The organism is Rhodococcus sp. NFXS4, from assembly GCF_058139645.1.
This window is the reverse complement of sequence record NZ_CP192221.1, coordinates 3,700,685-3,714,471: the sequence shown is the minus strand read 5'-3', so window position 1 is coordinate 3,714,471 and position 13,787 is coordinate 3,700,685. Positions and strand designations below refer to the sequence as shown.

Genomic DNA, 13,787 nt, shown 5'->3' with positions numbered 1-13,787 from the left:
GTCCCGTGGTTCGTCACCGCTCCGTTGCGTCGACCGCCGTCGCCAAGCCGTCGACGAGAGTCGGGAGAAAGTAGGGAATCGTCAGTGCCGTCGGGCCGATGGCGGCCCCGGCTTCCTGGCCGACGAATCCGGCGACGGCACCTGCCGCCACAGCGGGGATCTGCCGCGACACGTCGGATGACAGGAACTCCCGGAGTGCCGCGTCCGTGTCCACCTGTGTGAAGACGACAGAGGCATCGATTCGGGAGATCTCCTCGGACGACACCGCGGTCGAGAACGTGGAATCACCGGTCGCCAGTTCGGTGACGGACGGATCGGACGTGAATCCCAGGTTCTCGAGCAACTCGACGCGCGGGTCCGAGGGAAGCAGGAGGTAGTAGACGTCCTGCGCCTCGGACACGTAGGCGATGGTTCGGTCTCGGAACTCGGGGTGTCCTGCGCCGGCATCGACGACCTGCTGGTCCAGTTCTGACACGAGTTCCGTTGCCTCGACGCTCTTTCCGAGAACCTCACCGGTGACACCGATCGTGTCTCGCCACGGAGTCGACCAGAGCTCGGACGGCGGTGCGACCACGGGAATGCCGGCCGATGTGACCGCGTCGTACTCGCTCCGAGTGAGGCCGGAATGTGGTGCCAGCAGGACGTCGGGGTCGGCTGCGACGAGCTTCTCGACCGACAGGGGACCCAAAACGTCGTCCAGGAGAGCCGGTGCCTCACCGCCGTTCCGGGCGATCGACTCGGCGATCCACGGGTACGTCAGGTCGTCACCGCCGCCGTACGTGGTCGACGGCATGGCCACCGGCATCACCCCGAGAGCCAGCACGGCATCCGTGGCGCCGGCACCCCAGGTGGCCACGCGGGCGGGTGTCGAGTCGAGGGCAGTCTCGCCGTACATGTGCCGCAACGTCTTCGGGAACGATGCATCGGCGGTCGTCGCCGAACCGGGGTCAGCGGGGTCCGACGAGCTGCAGCCGACGAGGTGCGCGGTCACCGCCACGGCGGCGATGAGAACTGTGATCGAGCGTCTCGTCCATCGGGGAACGCTGCCGGGAATACGCATCATGCCTTGATGCTAAGGGTAGGCTGCCCTTATGACGCAATCAACGAGGTCAGGTGCCGGTTCCCCGTCGCCCGACTGAATCGACGATGACCCGTGCCTGCGCCACCGACGAGCGCCCGTGAGAATCAGCGACCGCGCGCAGAAGTGCGGATGCGGCGGATACGGAAAGCTCGTGCCTGGCGGCCATCATTCCGATCGCCGTGTGCACCACGTCGGTGTCGGGGCCGGGCTGTGCACCGTTCTCGGCGGCGAAGTCGGTGGCGCACAGAGTGCCGAGAGAGTGCGCCAGTCGGCCGAGAGGGCCGTCGAGCTCCGTCGACCACTCTCGACCTCTCCAGGTGCGTCGGTGAAGTTGCAAGGTTCCCGACGGTCGGGCGCGGGGGCCCACAGGGAACACCCGCAGCCACCCGACGCCCAGGACGCTCAGGGCGCCGGTCACCTGCGGCCACCGCAGGCGATCGAGTGAATCCTCCACCGCGGCATCGTGGATCGCACCGTCGGCGAGAGCGTCGACGACCGGACCGAGCCCGATTGCCTGGAGTTCCCGTGCGACGCGGGCCGCCGTCGCGTTTGTCACGTGCGCGACATTCTGCACCGACCAGTCGCCGGGCGGGACCAGAACCAGGGCCGCGCCGTCGGCGCCCGTCAGATCGACACAGACATCCACGATGTCGGTGATGATCGACGTGCGAAGCCCGCCGTCGTGGTTCCCCGCGCTCACCATCGAGGGTGGTTGTCCCTTCTGGTTGCGCGAACGACTGCAACGCGCCCACTGGTCATGGTGAACGAGTCATACCCGGGCCGCCGCGACTCCACACACCGTCCGGCAACTCGTCGACGCCCGAGGTGGCGGCGGATCCGGCCGTAGCCACCGTCACCCTCTCGACGCGTCGTCGGGCACGTCGTCTGTCGTCGTCGGCGCGAACGGCCCTGACGGGCCGAAGGCGATGTCCGCGAAACGCTGTCCCATGACGGCGTGGGCGTCGGTGTCGGGATGCAGGTTGTCCGGAAGTGGGTGGCGCCGTTCGTCGTCCTCGCCGAAGAGCAGCAGTCCGTCGAGGTGGTGGAGGTTCGGGTCGTCCGATCGACTGTCGACGATCTGAGCGAGCGCGTCACGGATCACGCGAAGTGTCAGGCGTCCGAGCGCGATGTCGCCCTCCGTGCCCGTCGCGCGAAATCTCGCGGAGCCGGCGGCGAACGAGTCGGGATCGATCGCCCCGGGTCCCGGAGTGTTCTCGTGGATCGCGCAGTGGATCGGCGAGATCAGCAGCAGCGGTGTGGTCGGGTGCCCGTCGCGGACGGTGTCGAGGAACCCGTGAACTGCGGGAACGAACGAACGAAGGCGCATTGCATCGAGGTTGACGACGTTGATGCCCAGCTTGACGCTGATGGCGTCCGCGGGGGAGTCCCGCACGACGCGAGCCATGAACGGATCGACGAAGGCGCTGCCCCCGAAACCCAGGTTGCGCAGCCGAACGCCGGCACGACGGGCCGCGACGACAGGCCAGATGCGCGTGGGGCTCGCGGCGTTGGATCCCTGGCTGATCGAGCTGCCGTGGTGCAGCCACCTCGGTCCGCTCGTCGGCGCCGGGTGCAGAACGGCATCAGCGGACAGCGAGACCAGATCCACCTGTTCGTTGTGGGGGAGCCAGATCTCGACCGTCTTCTCCCCGGCCGGCAGATCGGTGAGGGTGATGCGTTCCGTCGTTCCCGGGTGGACCGTGCTCGTCCCGGTGGTCGGATCGATCTCGACGGTGTCACCGCCCGAGAGCACGTGCGACTGAAGAATCGAGTCGTTCACCACCACGTCGACGGCGCCCCGGTCGCGCATCACACCCCGGTAGGTCATGCGCGTGGTGTGGACCTCGAGGACCATCTGGACGGCGGTCGTGCGCGCGGCGATACGCACTCCGGACGGTTGCGCCTCCATCATCGCGAGCTGCGGGTCCGCATCGCGTTGCCGGACGGCACGGGGGAGCCGGTGTGGGCGCACGCCCCGATCCACGCGTTCGAGCTCGGCTGCACCGAGGACGATGTCGTCGTTGAGTGGTGCGGTGATCATACTTTCCGAGACTACCTAACGGTGTTCAGGGGCTACCTAACGGTGTTCAGGGGCTACCGAACGGTGTTCAGGACGACCGCGGCGCTCTCGCTCACCGCGGCGTCCTCGTACGGTGCCGAGGCGTCGTTCTTCCGTGTCAGCACCGTCAGTACCAGCGGGGGACGGCCGGGTGGTGTGACGACGGCGATGTCGTTCCGCACGGCCCCGGCGCCACCCGACTTGTCGGCCACCGTCCATCCGCTCGGCGCCCCCGCGCGGACGAGTGCGCCGCCGGTGGCGTTCCCGCTCATCCACTCGGCCAGGGTCGCTGCGTCGGCATCGGTCGACGAGCCGGCACCCCGCAGTGCGGCCAGACTCGTCGTGAACGCGTCGGCGGTGGTGGTGTTTCCGGTGCTGTCGGGTCCGACCGTGTTGAGGCCCGGCTCCACGTCGACGATGTCCGTGACAACGTCGCCGAGTCGGGACAGAGCCGCATCGAGCTCTGCGGGACCGCCGATTTGGTCGAACACGAGGTTGGTCGCCGTGTTGTCGCTCTCCCGCACGGCCGCTTCCGCCAACTCGGCCGCCGTGAGTCCGGTGTCCAGACGTGCCGTGGTCACCGGTGAATATCCCGCGCGCTCGATGTCGGCCGCGGTCCACCTCACGAGGTCGTCCCGAGCGTCCTCAGGGGTTCGTCGCAGGAACTCGGCTGCCAGGAACACCTTCACTGTCGAAGCGAAACCGAAACGTTCGGCTCCGCGCTAGCTGATCGTCTCGCCGGTCCCGGTGTTCAGGAGGCTGACACCCACCGTCACGTCGTAGCGCTCCTCGACAGCCTGCAGTCCGGTCGAGACGTCGTCGCGCTCTGCTCGACTCGACGTGGGAGCCGGCGAGACGGGCACACCGCCCGAGGGAGCGCACGCGGTGAGGGCCAGGGCGACGGCAGCGAGCGCGACGCGCGGTCGGGCCGCCGTGTGCAGGAGTGCTCGTCTCGTCACGCGAGTGCGAGGAACAGCTTCTCGAGTTCCGCCTCGGTCATGGGTTCCTTGTTGTCGGCGGTGGCACCGGTCATACATTCGCGCAGGCCGGTGGCGACGATCTTGAACCCTGCCCTGTCGAGCGCGCGCGAGACGGCGGCGAGCTGGGTGACGACCTCCTTGCAGTCGCGGCCGTTCTCGATCATCGAGATGACCCCGGTGAGTTGGCCGTTGGCGCGCCGGAGTCGGTTGAGTACCAGTGCGATGCTGTCGTCGTCGCCGACCATGATGAACTCCTGTCAGAACTGCCGTGAGCTGTCGATGGTACCCCCGGGGGCATCAGAGTCTCAGTGTCCGGGTGCCGGTTCGTCGGCGAGCGTGGCGATGGCAGCGCGGAGCTTGGTCGCTGCGTCGTGGGCGACGTCGCCGAGCGCCGGCACTCCGGTCGACTGGACCATGATGTCGGGGTTCATGGCGTCGACGATGATCACGTCGGCGTTGTCCGGGTCCTCGCGGACGACGACGTTGCAGGGGAGCAGCAGGCCGATCTGTCGCATGACGCCGACGGCGCGGTGGGCCAGGGGCGGGTTGCACGCGCCGAGAATCAGGTAGCGCTCCATGTCCTCACCGAGCTTGGCTTTCAGGGTGGCCTGCATGTCGATCTCGGTGAGCACGCCGAAACCCTGCTCTGCCAGGGCGTCTCGGGTGCGCTGGACGGCGGTGTCGAAGTCGGTGTCGGTCAGGGTGGTGGTCAGAGCGATGGTCACGAGTGTCGTCCTTCGGTCGGGGGTGTCAGTGGGAGAAGCTGATGGACGGGAGGGCCTTGCGGAGCCAGGCCGGTAACCACCAGGCGGCGGAGCCGGTCAGTCGGAGCAGGACGGGCAGCAGGATCAACCGAATCAGGATGGCGTCGAGAAGCACGGCGACGCCGAGGATGATGCCCATCTCCTTCGGCGGGAGCGGGTCGGCGAGGGCGAAGGTGAAGAACACCGCCACCATCACCGCGGCCGCGGCGAAGATGACCCGCCCGGAGTGGGCGAGACCGTCGATCATCGCCGTCGTCGCGTCGCCGGTGCGCTCGACGTGCTCCTTGGCGGTGGCAAGGAGGAACACGGTGTAGTCCATGGCGATGGCGAAGATCATCGCGAAGAAGAACACCGGTCCCCACCCGTTCAGGAAGCCCTGCGGAGTGAAGCCGAGCAGCGAGGCGCCGTGCCCGTCCTGGAAGATCAGCTTCGCGACGCCGAACGCGGCGGCGGTGGAGAGCAAGCTGACCGCGGTGCCCAGGAACGCGATCAAGGGTGCCTGCAGTGCGACGAGGAGCAGCACGAACCCGAGGATCAGGATGATCGTGACGACGAGCGGCAGATAGTCGTTCAGGGCCTGCTGCAGGTCGAGGTTCTCCGCGGGTGCGCCACCGACCAGCGCCGACTCCGGGAGCTCGCCGCGCAGGTCGGCGAGGATGGTGCTCATCGACTCGTCGGAGGGGTCGACCGCCGGGATCGCCTGCAGGAGTGCGTAGCCGGAGCCGTCGGCGGCGGGTTGCGGTGGGGTGACCATGGCGATTCCGGATATCTGCGCCGCGGCGGCGGCCGTGTCGGCGGCGCCGGCCGAGGGAACGACGATCTGCAGTGCGCCGGGGGCGCCGTCTCCGAACTGCTGCTGGACGAGGGCGTAGCCCTGCCGCACGGGTGCGTCCTCGGGGACGACGGAGATCGACGGCATCGCGACCTTCAGGCCCAGGACCGGCAGTGCGAGTGCGACGAGGACCCCGATCGAGGCGAGCGCGAACGGCCACGGGTGCTTGTGCAGGAGAGCGCCCCACGCGGCGAACACCGACGAGCGGTGCTGCTGACGCTTGGCGTAGGGAAGGGACGCGGCATCGACCTTCGGTCCGAGCGCGCCGAGGGCGGCGGGGAGCAGGGTGAGGGTGGCGAGCAGGACGAAGGTGACGGCGAGCATGATGCCGACGGCCATGGTCCGCACTGCGGGGGCGGGGACGATCAGCACGGCGGACAGGCTGACGAGGACGGTGAGTCCGGACAGGACCACGGCTTTGCCGGCGGTGTCCATGGTCTCTGCGACGGCCGCGCGGGGATCGCGGGAGCGCAGGGCGTCGCGGAAGCGGGCGACGAGGAACAGTGCGTAGTCGATGCCGAGTGCGAGGGCGAACATCATGGCGAAGTTCATGGCCCACACCGAGATCGGGGTGATCTCGTTGAGCAGGACCAGCCCGCCGGCGGAGGCGACGAGACCGGCGATGGTCAAGAGCAGCGGGAGTCCGGCGGCGACGAGCGAGCCGAACGCGAGGACCATGATGGCGAGGGTGACGGGCCAGGAGATGAGTTCGGCCTGGATCATCGCGTCGTGGTTGGCCTTGTTGAAGTCCGACCACAGCGCCGACGCTCCGGTGGGGTAGACCTCGACACCGTCGCCGGAGAGTGCGGTGAGCTGGTCCTTGACGTCGTCGACGGCGGTGACCATCTCGTCGGTGGTGCCGTCGGCGCCGGCGATGAGGATGCCGGTGCGTCCGTCCGGGCTGATCGTCATCCCCGGCTGCGGGGGCACGATCTCACCGAAACGTGGGTCCGCGTTCAGGATGTCGGTCGCGCCGGTGAGCGCGGCGGTCGCTGCCGGGTCGCTCAGCGCACCGGAGTCGCTGTGGACGACGACCTGCACCGCGGCGGAGGAGTTGCCGCCGAAGTGCTCCTCGGCGAGCTCGCGGACCTGCACCGATTCCGATCCGTTCGCCTGCCACCCGGCGCCGGCGAGGGACGAGAACACCGACGGTGCAGCGGATCCGAGGGCGATCAGCAGAATCAGCCAGGTGCCGAAGACCCAGCGGCGGCGGGTGACCATGGCTGCGCCCCACCGGCCGAGGCGGCCGGGGGCACTGTCGTGGTGGTCGCCTGGCCGGGATCCGGCGACGGTGTCGGACTGGGACACGGTGGACTCCTATACGGGTGGGGGTATCCGAGCGGCCTGGATCGGCCATCGTCGAGAAGTGGTGTGAGGGTGTGCTCAGCGGTGGAACTGTGAGCATTCGGCAAGGGGGCCCACAGGACACTCCTTCCGCGTTCGATCCGCTGTACTGCGCACACCGTGTCACATACGAGGGGGGGTATGCAAGTACCCCCTGGGGTATCTGACCGAGGTTGCCGGGTGTCGGTGCGAAGACCGCCCAAGTACCCCCAGGGGGTACTTGTCGGTACGCTGAAGCCTGTGTCTCACAGTGCTCGGCGACGACGTTCGGTGATCGCCGCTGTGCCGATGCTGTGGTGGGTCGTCCTGATCGCACTGAGCGTGGTGCTGATGCACATGGTGGTGGCCGTCCAGACCGCCGCGGCCCATGAAGCGATGCCGAACCACCACGCGTCGATGGACGCGGAGGTCCACGCTGACGCCGCCACGCACATCGCGGAGCCCGGTCCGGCGGCGGAGCGACTGCCGTGTCCCGGCGGTCACGACATGATGCATCCGTGCATCGGGACGGTCACCTCGTTCCCGCCGATGTCGGTCCCGATCGGGGCCGTCGAGTGCCTGCCGGCGCTCGATGACGCATCCGACCGTGTCGTCGTGATCGTCGCCCGCGCAGGTCGAGCAGCACCATGGGCGCTGTCCTCGCTGGACGACTCGGTACTTCTGCGGGTGTGACGGGGAGCCCGGGGCAGTGATGCCCCGGCGGATCGCACGTCGATTCAGACCCCTTTTCCGTTCGACACACCTCAGGAGTACGCCCATGCATGTCAAGAACACGACAGTCACCACACTCGCCGCTGCCGCGATCGGAGTCGCCCTCGTCGCCGGTTGTGGCGACGACGGGTCGTCCGCGTCGATGGAGGGCCACTCGATGGGTTCCTCATCCATGGAGTCCGCGCCGTCTCAGGATCCCGCTGCGGACTTCGCCGACGCCGACGTCGCGTTCGCATCGATGATGTACCCGCACCATGCTCAGGCTGTCGAGATGGCCTCCATGGTCGACGGGCGGTCCACGAACCCGGACGTGGTCACGCTCGCCGACGAGATCGCGGACGCGCAGGGACCCGAGATGGACCAGTTGGCCTCCTGGCTGGCGGAGTGGGGTCAGCCGTCTCCGTCTGCATCGCCCGACGACATGCAGGGCATGGACCACGGGTCGGGGAGCGGAATGATGAGTTCGCAGGACATGGCCTCCCTGACGGCCTTGTCCGGCGACGAGTTCGACCAGCGGTGGCTGACGATGATGATCGACCATCATCGAGGTGCGGTCGCCATGGCGGAGACGGAGATCGAAGAGGGCTCGAACGACGACGCGGTCGCGATGGCTCGCACGATCGTCGACACGCAGAACGCCGAGATCGCCAGGATGGAACAACTTCTCGGTTGACCTCCGGCCGACGGCCGCCACTCCGACGGGAGTGGCGGCCATCGGGTGCGGCCCGTGTCAGTTCCGGAGGCGCGCCGCGAGTTCGTCGACGCGCGAGGCGATGTCGTCGCGCACCAGGCGCATCCGCTCGATGCCCTCGATGCCTCGCGTCGACGGCTCGTCGGTGTCCCAGTTCAGGTAGGTCGGTCCCTCGACCGGGTCGACGGTCGCCTCGGTGCCGAGGGTGACGACGTAGTCCATCCGGGACATCAGATCCGGATCGATCGGCTTGGGGTGCTCACCGGTGAGATCGACTCCGACCTCGCGCAGCGACTCGGCGGCCAGAGCGTTGACTGCACTGCCGGGGGCAGTCCCGGCGGAATGCACCTCGACATCGTCACCGGCGACCGTGCGCATCAGCCCTGCGGCGATCTGCGATTTGCCGCCGTTCTTCACGCAGACGAACAACACACTCGGCTTGCGGGACATCAGGATTCCTTCGTCTGTCGGGTGGGTGAGAATCGTCTGCGCAGTGCCAGCGAGACGTAGACCAGGCCCACGAGCACAGGGACTTCGATCAGGGGTCCGACGACGCCGGCGAGGGCTTGACCGGACGTGGCGCCGTAGGTGGCGATCGCGACAGCGATGGCGAGTTCGAAGTTGTTGCCCGCCGCGGTGAACGCCAGGGTCGTCGTGCGCTCGTAGCCCAGTCCCATCGCTGCGCCGAGGGCGTATCCGCCGCCCCACATCACGGCGAAGTACACCAGTAGCGGGAGCGCGATGCGAACGACGTCCAGGGGCTGGGAGGTGATGCGGTCGCCCTGCAGGGCGAAGAGGACAACGATGGTGAACAGCAGTCCGTAGAGCGCCCACGGCCCGATCTTCGGGATGAACGAGGTCTCGTACCAGTCGCGGCCCTTGGCGCGTTCGCCGAAGTACCGAGAGGCGAATCCGGCGATCAACGGGATGCCCAGGAAAATCAGCACGGACTTCGCGATCTGCCACGGTGATGCCTCGATGGTGGTCTGGTCGAGACCGAGCCAGCCGGGGAGCACGGAGAGGTAGAACCAGCCGAGGACGGCGAACATGATCACCTGGAACACCGAGTTGATCGCCACGAGAACGGCGGCGGCTTCGCGGTCGCCGCAGGCGAGGTCGTTCCAGATGATGACCATCGCGATGCAGCGGGCGAGTCCGACGATGATGAGTCCGGTGCGGTACTCCGGTAGGTCGGGGAGGAACAGCCAGGCCAGCGCGAACATCAAGGCCGGGCCCAGGATCCAGTTGAGAGCGAGAGAACCGAGCAGGAGCTTTTTGTCACCGGTGACGGTGTCGAGGCGGTCGTAGCGGACCTTGGCCAGCACCGGGTACATCATGATCAGCAGGCCGATCGCGATCGGGAGGGAGACGCCGTCGACGGAGATGGACGACAGGGCGTCGTTCATCCCGGGGATCAGTCGTCCGAGCAGGAGCCCGACGACCATCGCGACGCCGATCCACACCGGCAGGAAGCGGTCGAGGGTGGAGAGCTTGCCGACGACGGCGGGGTGGTCGCTGGTGTTCGCCGCGGTGCTCATGCGGTCACCAGCGTCGGGTCGACGGTGGCCAAGACGGCCGACAACTGCTGCAGCGCAGCGGGAATCACGCGGTAGTAGACCCAGGTTCCGCGCCGCTCGGAGCCGAGCAGGCCGGCCTGGCGAAGCACCTTGAGGTGGTGGGAGATGGTCGGCTGCGACAGGTCGAAGGATCCCGAGATGTCGCACACGCACGCCTCACCACCGTCGTGACTCGCGATGAGACTGAGCAGGCGCAACCGGACCGGGTCGCCCAGCGCCTTGAACATCGACGCGAGGATGTGCGACTGCTGCTCGGTCAGAGGTTCACGAACCAGGGGCGAGCATCGGACACCCGTGTCGGGCTCTGACTGATTCGACATTCTTCTATATTGACGGTTGTCGATGGTCTCGGTCAATTCGCACTCTACTCTCCGGTGAGAGTAGAGTTCCGCCCCAGCGGAGGGCCGTGCTCGGCCTCCGGCAGTCCCGCACCGTGAAAGAGGCTCGTCATGTCCCACGCCGGCTCGACCGTCGCCCCACCCGAGGACACCTCGGTGCTGGCCGCGCTGCGCTCACCTCGTCGTCTGAAGACCGAGGTGCTGGCGGGCCTGGTCGTCGCGCTGGCGCTGATCCCGGAGGCGATCTCGTTCTCCATCATCGCCGGTGTCGATCCCCGCGTCGGACTGTTCGCGTCCTTCACGATGGCGGTCACCATCTCGATCGTCGGCGGTCGTCCGGCCATGATCTCGGCCGCCACCGGAGCGATCGCCCTCGTCGTCGCGCCACTGTCACGCGAGTACGGCCTCGACTACCTCATCGCCGCCGTGATCCTCGGTGGCGTCCTGCAGATCGTGCTCAGCGTCGTCGGAGTGGCGAAGCTGATGCGCTTCATTCCGCGCAGCGTGATGGTCGGGTTCGTCAACGCGCTCGCCATCCTCATCTTCACGTCGCAGTTGCCCTACCTCATCGGCGTGCCCGCCCTGGTGTATCCCCTCGTGGCAGTGGGTCTCGTGGTCATGGTGTTCCTTCCCAAGCTGACGACCGTAGTGCCCGCACCGTTGATCGCCATCGTGATGCTCACCGCCGCCACCCTCGTGTTCGCGCTGCAGGTTCCCGATGTCGGCGACGAGGGCGAGCTGCCGTCCTCGCTTCCGACGCTGCTGCTCCCGAACGTGCCGTTCACCCTCGACACCCTGTCGATCATCGCGCCGTTCTCGCTCGCCATCGCACTGGTGGGTCTGCTCGAATCACTCATGACCGCGAAGCTGGTGGACGACATCACCGATTCGCGCTCGAACAAGACCCGCGAGGGTTGGGGCCAGGGTGTCGCCAACCTCGTCACGGGCTTCACCGGCGGCATGGGCGGCTGCGCGATGATCGGCCAGACCATGATCAACGTGAAGGTCTCCGGCGCACGTACCCGGATCTCGACCTTCCTCGCCGGAACGTTCCTGCTGATCCTCGTGGTGGGACTCGGCGACATCGTGGCACTCATCCCGATGGCCGCGTTGGTCGCGGTCATGATCATGGTCTCGGTGGGCACGTTCGACTGGCACAGCATCCGTCCGTCGACCCTGCGGCGCATGCCCAAGAGCGAGACGCTCGTCATGGTCGCCACAGTGGCCGTGACCGTCGCGACCCACAATCTGGCCTACGGCGTCGTCGTGGGTGTCGTCACCGCGATGGTGCTCTTCGCGCGGCGGGTCGCGCACCTCACCGAGGTGGTCGACGTGGCGCACCCGGACGAGAACACGCGCGTCTACAAGGTCCTGGGAGAGCTGTTCTTCGCCTCCAGCAACGATCTGATCCACCAGTTCGACTACGTCGGTGACCCCGCGAACATCGTCATCGACATGTCGGAGTCCCACATCTGGGACGCCTCCACGGTCGCGACGCTCGATGCCGTCACCACGAAGTACGCGGCGAGGGGCAAGAAGGTCGAGATCGTGGGGCTGAACGCGTCGTCCGTGGAACGACGGGACCGGCTCAGCGGAAACCTCGGCGCAGGACACTGATCGGGCCCGGTCTCCGGGTCGGAACTAGAGTCGACGCACACTCGACGTACGACGAAGGAGCGGGACAGTGGGCGAGAGCATGCAGATCGGTGAGGTCGCCGAGCGCACGGCACTGTCCATTCGCACACTGCGCCACTACGACTCGGTGGGTCTCGTCGTCCCGTCGGCGCGATCGGCCGGCGGATTCCGGCTCTACACCGAGGCCGACGTCGAGCGGTTGTTGGTGATCCGGCGAATGAAGCCGCTGGAGTTCACGCTGGCCGAGATGGGCGAGCTGCTCGCAGCCCTCGACGTCCTCGGGAACGGCGATGCCGACGACGAGGACCGAACTGCCGCAACACAATTCGTCGACCAGTGCCACGACAAGGCGCTGGACCGGTGCGAGACGTTGCGACGCCATCTCGCCTACGGCGAGGAGTTCGCAGCTCTGCTCGCGGCCCGCAGGCCGGTCACCGAACTCTGAGTCAGCTCTCCTCGCGGCGCTGATACACGTCGGGGATGCCGTCGTGATCGTCGTCGCGGGTCTCCTCCTCGTGGATCAGCTTGTACGCGCGGTTGCGGCTGCGCAGAATCGCGGCGGCGATGCACGCCGAGATCACCGATCCGGTCAGCACTCCGACCTTGACGTGATCGTCTCGCTCGGTGCTCTCACCGAAGGCGAGGTCGCCGATCAACAGCGAGACGGTGAAACCGATGCCGGCGAGAACGGCGACGCCGAACACGTCACGCCACGCGAGTCCGGCATCGAGAGTGGCACGGGTGAAGCGGGACACGAGATACGTGGTGCCCAGCACGCCGATGGTCTTGCCGACCACCAGTCCCGCGACGATGCCGATGGCGATCGGGTCGCCGAGCGCCTCGAAGAAGCCCGACACGCCGCCGACGGTCACGCCGGCGGCGCAGAATGCGAAGAGCGGCACCGCGACACCGGCAGAGAGAGGTCGGATGCGATGTTCGAAGTGTTCAGCCATACCGGGTCCGGCCTCCGGACCGCCGGCGGCGCGGCTGCGGATCACCGGCACCGCGAATCCGAGCAGCACGCCGGCGACCGTGGCGTGAACGCCGGACTCGTGCATGAGAACCCAGGTGACGACCGCGAGGGGAATGAGAATCCACCACGACCGGATCCGTCGCTGCACGGCGACGGCGAAGAGGGCGAGCGGGATCATCGCGGCGCCGAGCGCCACGAAGTTCAGGTCGGCGGTGTAGAAGATCGCGATCACCGTCACCGCGAGGAGATCGTCGACGACGGCCAGCGTGAGCAGAAAGGTGCGCAACGCGAGCGGTAGGTGCGTGCTGACGACGGCGAGAACGGCGACCGCGAAGGCGATGTCGGTCGCGGTGGGAATGGCCCACCCCAGCAATGCGCCGTCACCGGTGCGCAGATTGACGACGACGAAGATCAGTGCGGGCACGGCCATGCCGCCGATCGCGGCCGCGATGGGCAGGGCCGCACGCGCCGGGTCGCGGAGGTCGCCGGCGACGAACTCGCGCTTGAGTTCGAGGCCCACGACGAAGAAGAAGATCGCGAGCAGGCCGTCCGCGGCCCACGTGGAGAGAGTGAGATCGAGGTGGAGCGCGGACGGGCCCACTCGTGTCGCCATGAGCGTGTCGTAGGCGGCCGACCACGGGGAGTTGGCCCAGACGAGAGCGATCACCGTGGCGACCAGCAACAGGGCACCCCCGACGGTCTCCTTGCGCAGCACGTCGGTGATGCGCGAGGCTTCGGACCACGACCCCCGCGAGAGCAGACTGCGACGCGTGGGAGGTGGCGAGGATGACGTCATGGGGTG

At 67.7% G+C, this 13,787-nt stretch carries 15 protein-coding genes and 1 pseudogene; 4 read left to right on the top strand and 12 right to left on the bottom strand.

Going from position 1 to position 13,787, the window contains the following annotated elements; all coding sequences use genetic code 11:
- Positions 1-13: 13 nt before the first annotated feature.
- The 8 genes and pseudogenes from J4E04_RS17495 to J4E04_RS17460 form a co-directional block, all read right to left on the bottom strand.
- Complete coding sequence (locus J4E04_RS17495) at positions 14-1,063, bottom strand: ABC transporter substrate-binding protein (protein WP_490149129.1); 1,050 nt, start codon at positions 1,061-1,063, stop codon at positions 14-16.
- Positions 1,064-1,109: 46 nt separating this feature from the next.
- Entirely contained in the window at positions 1,110-1,784 is a 675-nt protein-coding gene (locus tag J4E04_RS17490; protein WP_490149128.1) for a hypothetical protein, read from the bottom strand.
- Positions 1,785-1,934: 150 nt separating this feature from the next.
- Positions 1,935-3,122: an SGNH/GDSL hydrolase family protein gene (locus J4E04_RS17485; RefSeq protein WP_490149127.1), complete on the bottom strand. Its 1,188-nt coding sequence runs from the start codon at positions 3,120-3,122 to the stop codon at positions 1,935-1,937.
- 53 nt (positions 3,123-3,175) lie between these two features.
- Positions 3,176-3,844 (bottom strand): annotated as a pseudogene (locus J4E04_RS17480) (serine hydrolase); the annotation flags it as partial.
- Positions 3,845-3,862: 18 nt separating this feature from the next.
- Complete coding sequence (locus J4E04_RS17475) at positions 3,863-4,099, bottom strand: hypothetical protein (RefSeq protein ID WP_490149126.1); 237 nt, start codon at positions 4,097-4,099, stop codon at positions 3,863-3,865.
- Positions 4,096-4,365 (bottom strand): metal-sensitive transcriptional regulator, encoded by a 270-nt coding sequence (locus tag J4E04_RS17470; RefSeq protein ID WP_027504397.1) that lies wholly within the window; start codon positions 4,363-4,365, stop codon positions 4,096-4,098. The genes J4E04_RS17475 and J4E04_RS17470 overlap by 4 nt, the downstream gene beginning before the upstream one ends.
- A 60-nt stretch (positions 4,366-4,425) precedes the next feature.
- The gene (locus tag J4E04_RS17465) at positions 4,426-4,845 is read right to left on the bottom strand and encodes a DUF302 domain-containing protein (RefSeq protein ID WP_027504396.1); all 420 of its coding nucleotides are present in this window, start codon (positions 4,843-4,845) and stop codon (positions 4,426-4,428) included.
- A gap of 25 nt (positions 4,846-4,870) precedes the next feature.
- Complete coding sequence (locus tag J4E04_RS17460) at positions 4,871-7,024, bottom strand: MMPL family transporter (RefSeq protein ID WP_490149125.1); 2,154 nt, start codon at positions 7,022-7,024, stop codon at positions 4,871-4,873.
- 276 nt (positions 7,025-7,300) lie between these two features.
- Between J4E04_RS17460 and J4E04_RS17455 the strand changes: the two genes are divergently transcribed.
- On the top strand, positions 7,301-7,732 hold the full coding sequence (locus J4E04_RS17455; RefSeq protein ID WP_490149124.1) for a hypothetical protein: 432 nt from the start codon (positions 7,301-7,303) through the stop codon (positions 7,730-7,732).
- A gap of 85 nt (positions 7,733-7,817) precedes the next feature.
- Positions 7,818-8,444, top strand: coding sequence for a DUF305 domain-containing protein (locus J4E04_RS17450; protein ID WP_490149123.1), 627 nt, complete (start codon positions 7,818-7,820; stop codon positions 8,442-8,444).
- A 57-nt stretch (positions 8,445-8,501) separates the two neighbouring features.
- On the opposite strand, the gene J4E04_RS17445 is transcribed toward J4E04_RS17450, so the two are convergent.
- Genes J4E04_RS17445 through J4E04_RS17435 form a run of 3 tightly spaced genes read right to left on the bottom strand, consistent with a single transcriptional unit; the run spans position 8,502 to position 10,359 of the window.
- Positions 8,502-8,912: an arsenate-mycothiol transferase ArsC gene (locus J4E04_RS17445; RefSeq protein ID WP_490149122.1), complete on the bottom strand. Its 411-nt coding sequence runs from the start codon at positions 8,910-8,912 to the stop codon at positions 8,502-8,504.
- Positions 8,912-10,000 (bottom strand): ACR3 family arsenite efflux transporter, encoded by a 1,089-nt coding sequence (arsB, locus tag J4E04_RS17440; RefSeq protein ID WP_307095744.1) that lies wholly within the window; start codon positions 9,998-10,000, stop codon positions 8,912-8,914. Before arsB ends, J4E04_RS17445 begins: the two co-directional genes overlap by 1 nt.
- Positions 9,997-10,359 carry an ArsR/SmtB family transcription factor gene (locus J4E04_RS17435; protein WP_490150567.1) on the bottom strand — a complete coding sequence of 121 codons (363 nt, stop codon included), beginning with the start codon at positions 10,357-10,359 and terminating at the stop codon, positions 9,997-9,999. Before J4E04_RS17435 ends, arsB begins: the two co-directional genes overlap by 4 nt.
- A 129-nt stretch (positions 10,360-10,488) precedes the next feature.
- Between J4E04_RS17435 and J4E04_RS17430 the strand changes: the two genes are divergently transcribed.
- Positions 10,489-11,994: a SulP family inorganic anion transporter gene (locus J4E04_RS17430; protein WP_490149121.1), complete on the top strand. Its 1,506-nt coding sequence runs from the start codon at positions 10,489-10,491 to the stop codon at positions 11,992-11,994.
- A gap of 79 nt (positions 11,995-12,073) precedes the next feature.
- A complete protein-coding gene (locus J4E04_RS17425; protein ID WP_222646663.1) occupies positions 12,074-12,457 on the top strand; it encodes a MerR family transcriptional regulator in 384 nt (127 codons plus the stop codon).
- Position 12,458: 1 nt separating this feature from the next.
- On the opposite strand, the gene nhaA is transcribed toward J4E04_RS17425, so the two are convergent.
- A complete protein-coding gene (gene nhaA / locus J4E04_RS17420) occupies positions 12,459-13,781 on the bottom strand; it encodes a Na+/H+ antiporter NhaA (RefSeq protein WP_027504387.1) in 1,323 nt (440 codons plus the stop codon).
- Positions 13,782-13,787 lie beyond the last annotated feature (6 nt).

Bases quoted from the DNA above. Each gene is read 5' to 3' on its own strand.
- J4E04_RS17495 (WP_490149129.1), bottom strand. From the start codon at position 1,063: ATGATGCGTATTCCCGGCAGCGTTCCCCGATGGACGAGACGCTCGATC.
- J4E04_RS17490 (WP_490149128.1), bottom strand. From the start codon at position 1,784: ATGGTGAGCGCGGGGAACCACGACGGCGGGCTTCGCACGTCGATCATC.
- J4E04_RS17485 (WP_490149127.1), bottom strand. From the start codon at position 3,122: ATGATCACCGCACCACTCAACGACGACATCGTCCTCGGTGCAGCCGAG.
- J4E04_RS17470 (WP_027504397.1), bottom strand. From the start codon at position 4,365: ATGGTCGGCGACGACGACAGCATCGCACTGGTACTCAACCGACTCCGG.
- J4E04_RS17450 (WP_490149123.1), top strand. From the start codon at position 7,818: ATGCATGTCAAGAACACGACAGTCACCACACTCGCCGCTGCCGCGATC.
- J4E04_RS17445 (WP_490149122.1), bottom strand. From the start codon at position 8,912: ATGTCCCGCAAGCCGAGTGTGTTGTTCGTCTGCGTGAAGAACGGCGGC.
- arsB (WP_307095744.1), bottom strand. From the start codon at position 10,000: ATGAGCACCGCGGCGAACACCAGCGACCACCCCGCCGTCGTCGGCAAG.
- J4E04_RS17435 (WP_490150567.1), bottom strand. From the start codon at position 10,359: ATGTCGAATCAGTCAGAGCCCGACACGGGTGTCCGATGCTCGCCCCTG.
- J4E04_RS17430 (WP_490149121.1), top strand. From the start codon at position 10,489: ATGTCCCACGCCGGCTCGACCGTCGCCCCACCCGAGGACACCTCGGTG.
- J4E04_RS17425 (WP_222646663.1), top strand. From the start codon at position 12,074: ATGCAGATCGGTGAGGTCGCCGAGCGCACGGCACTGTCCATTCGCACA.
- nhaA (WP_027504387.1), bottom strand. From the start codon at position 13,781: ATGACGTCATCCTCGCCACCTCCCACGCGTCGCAGTCTGCTCTCGCGG.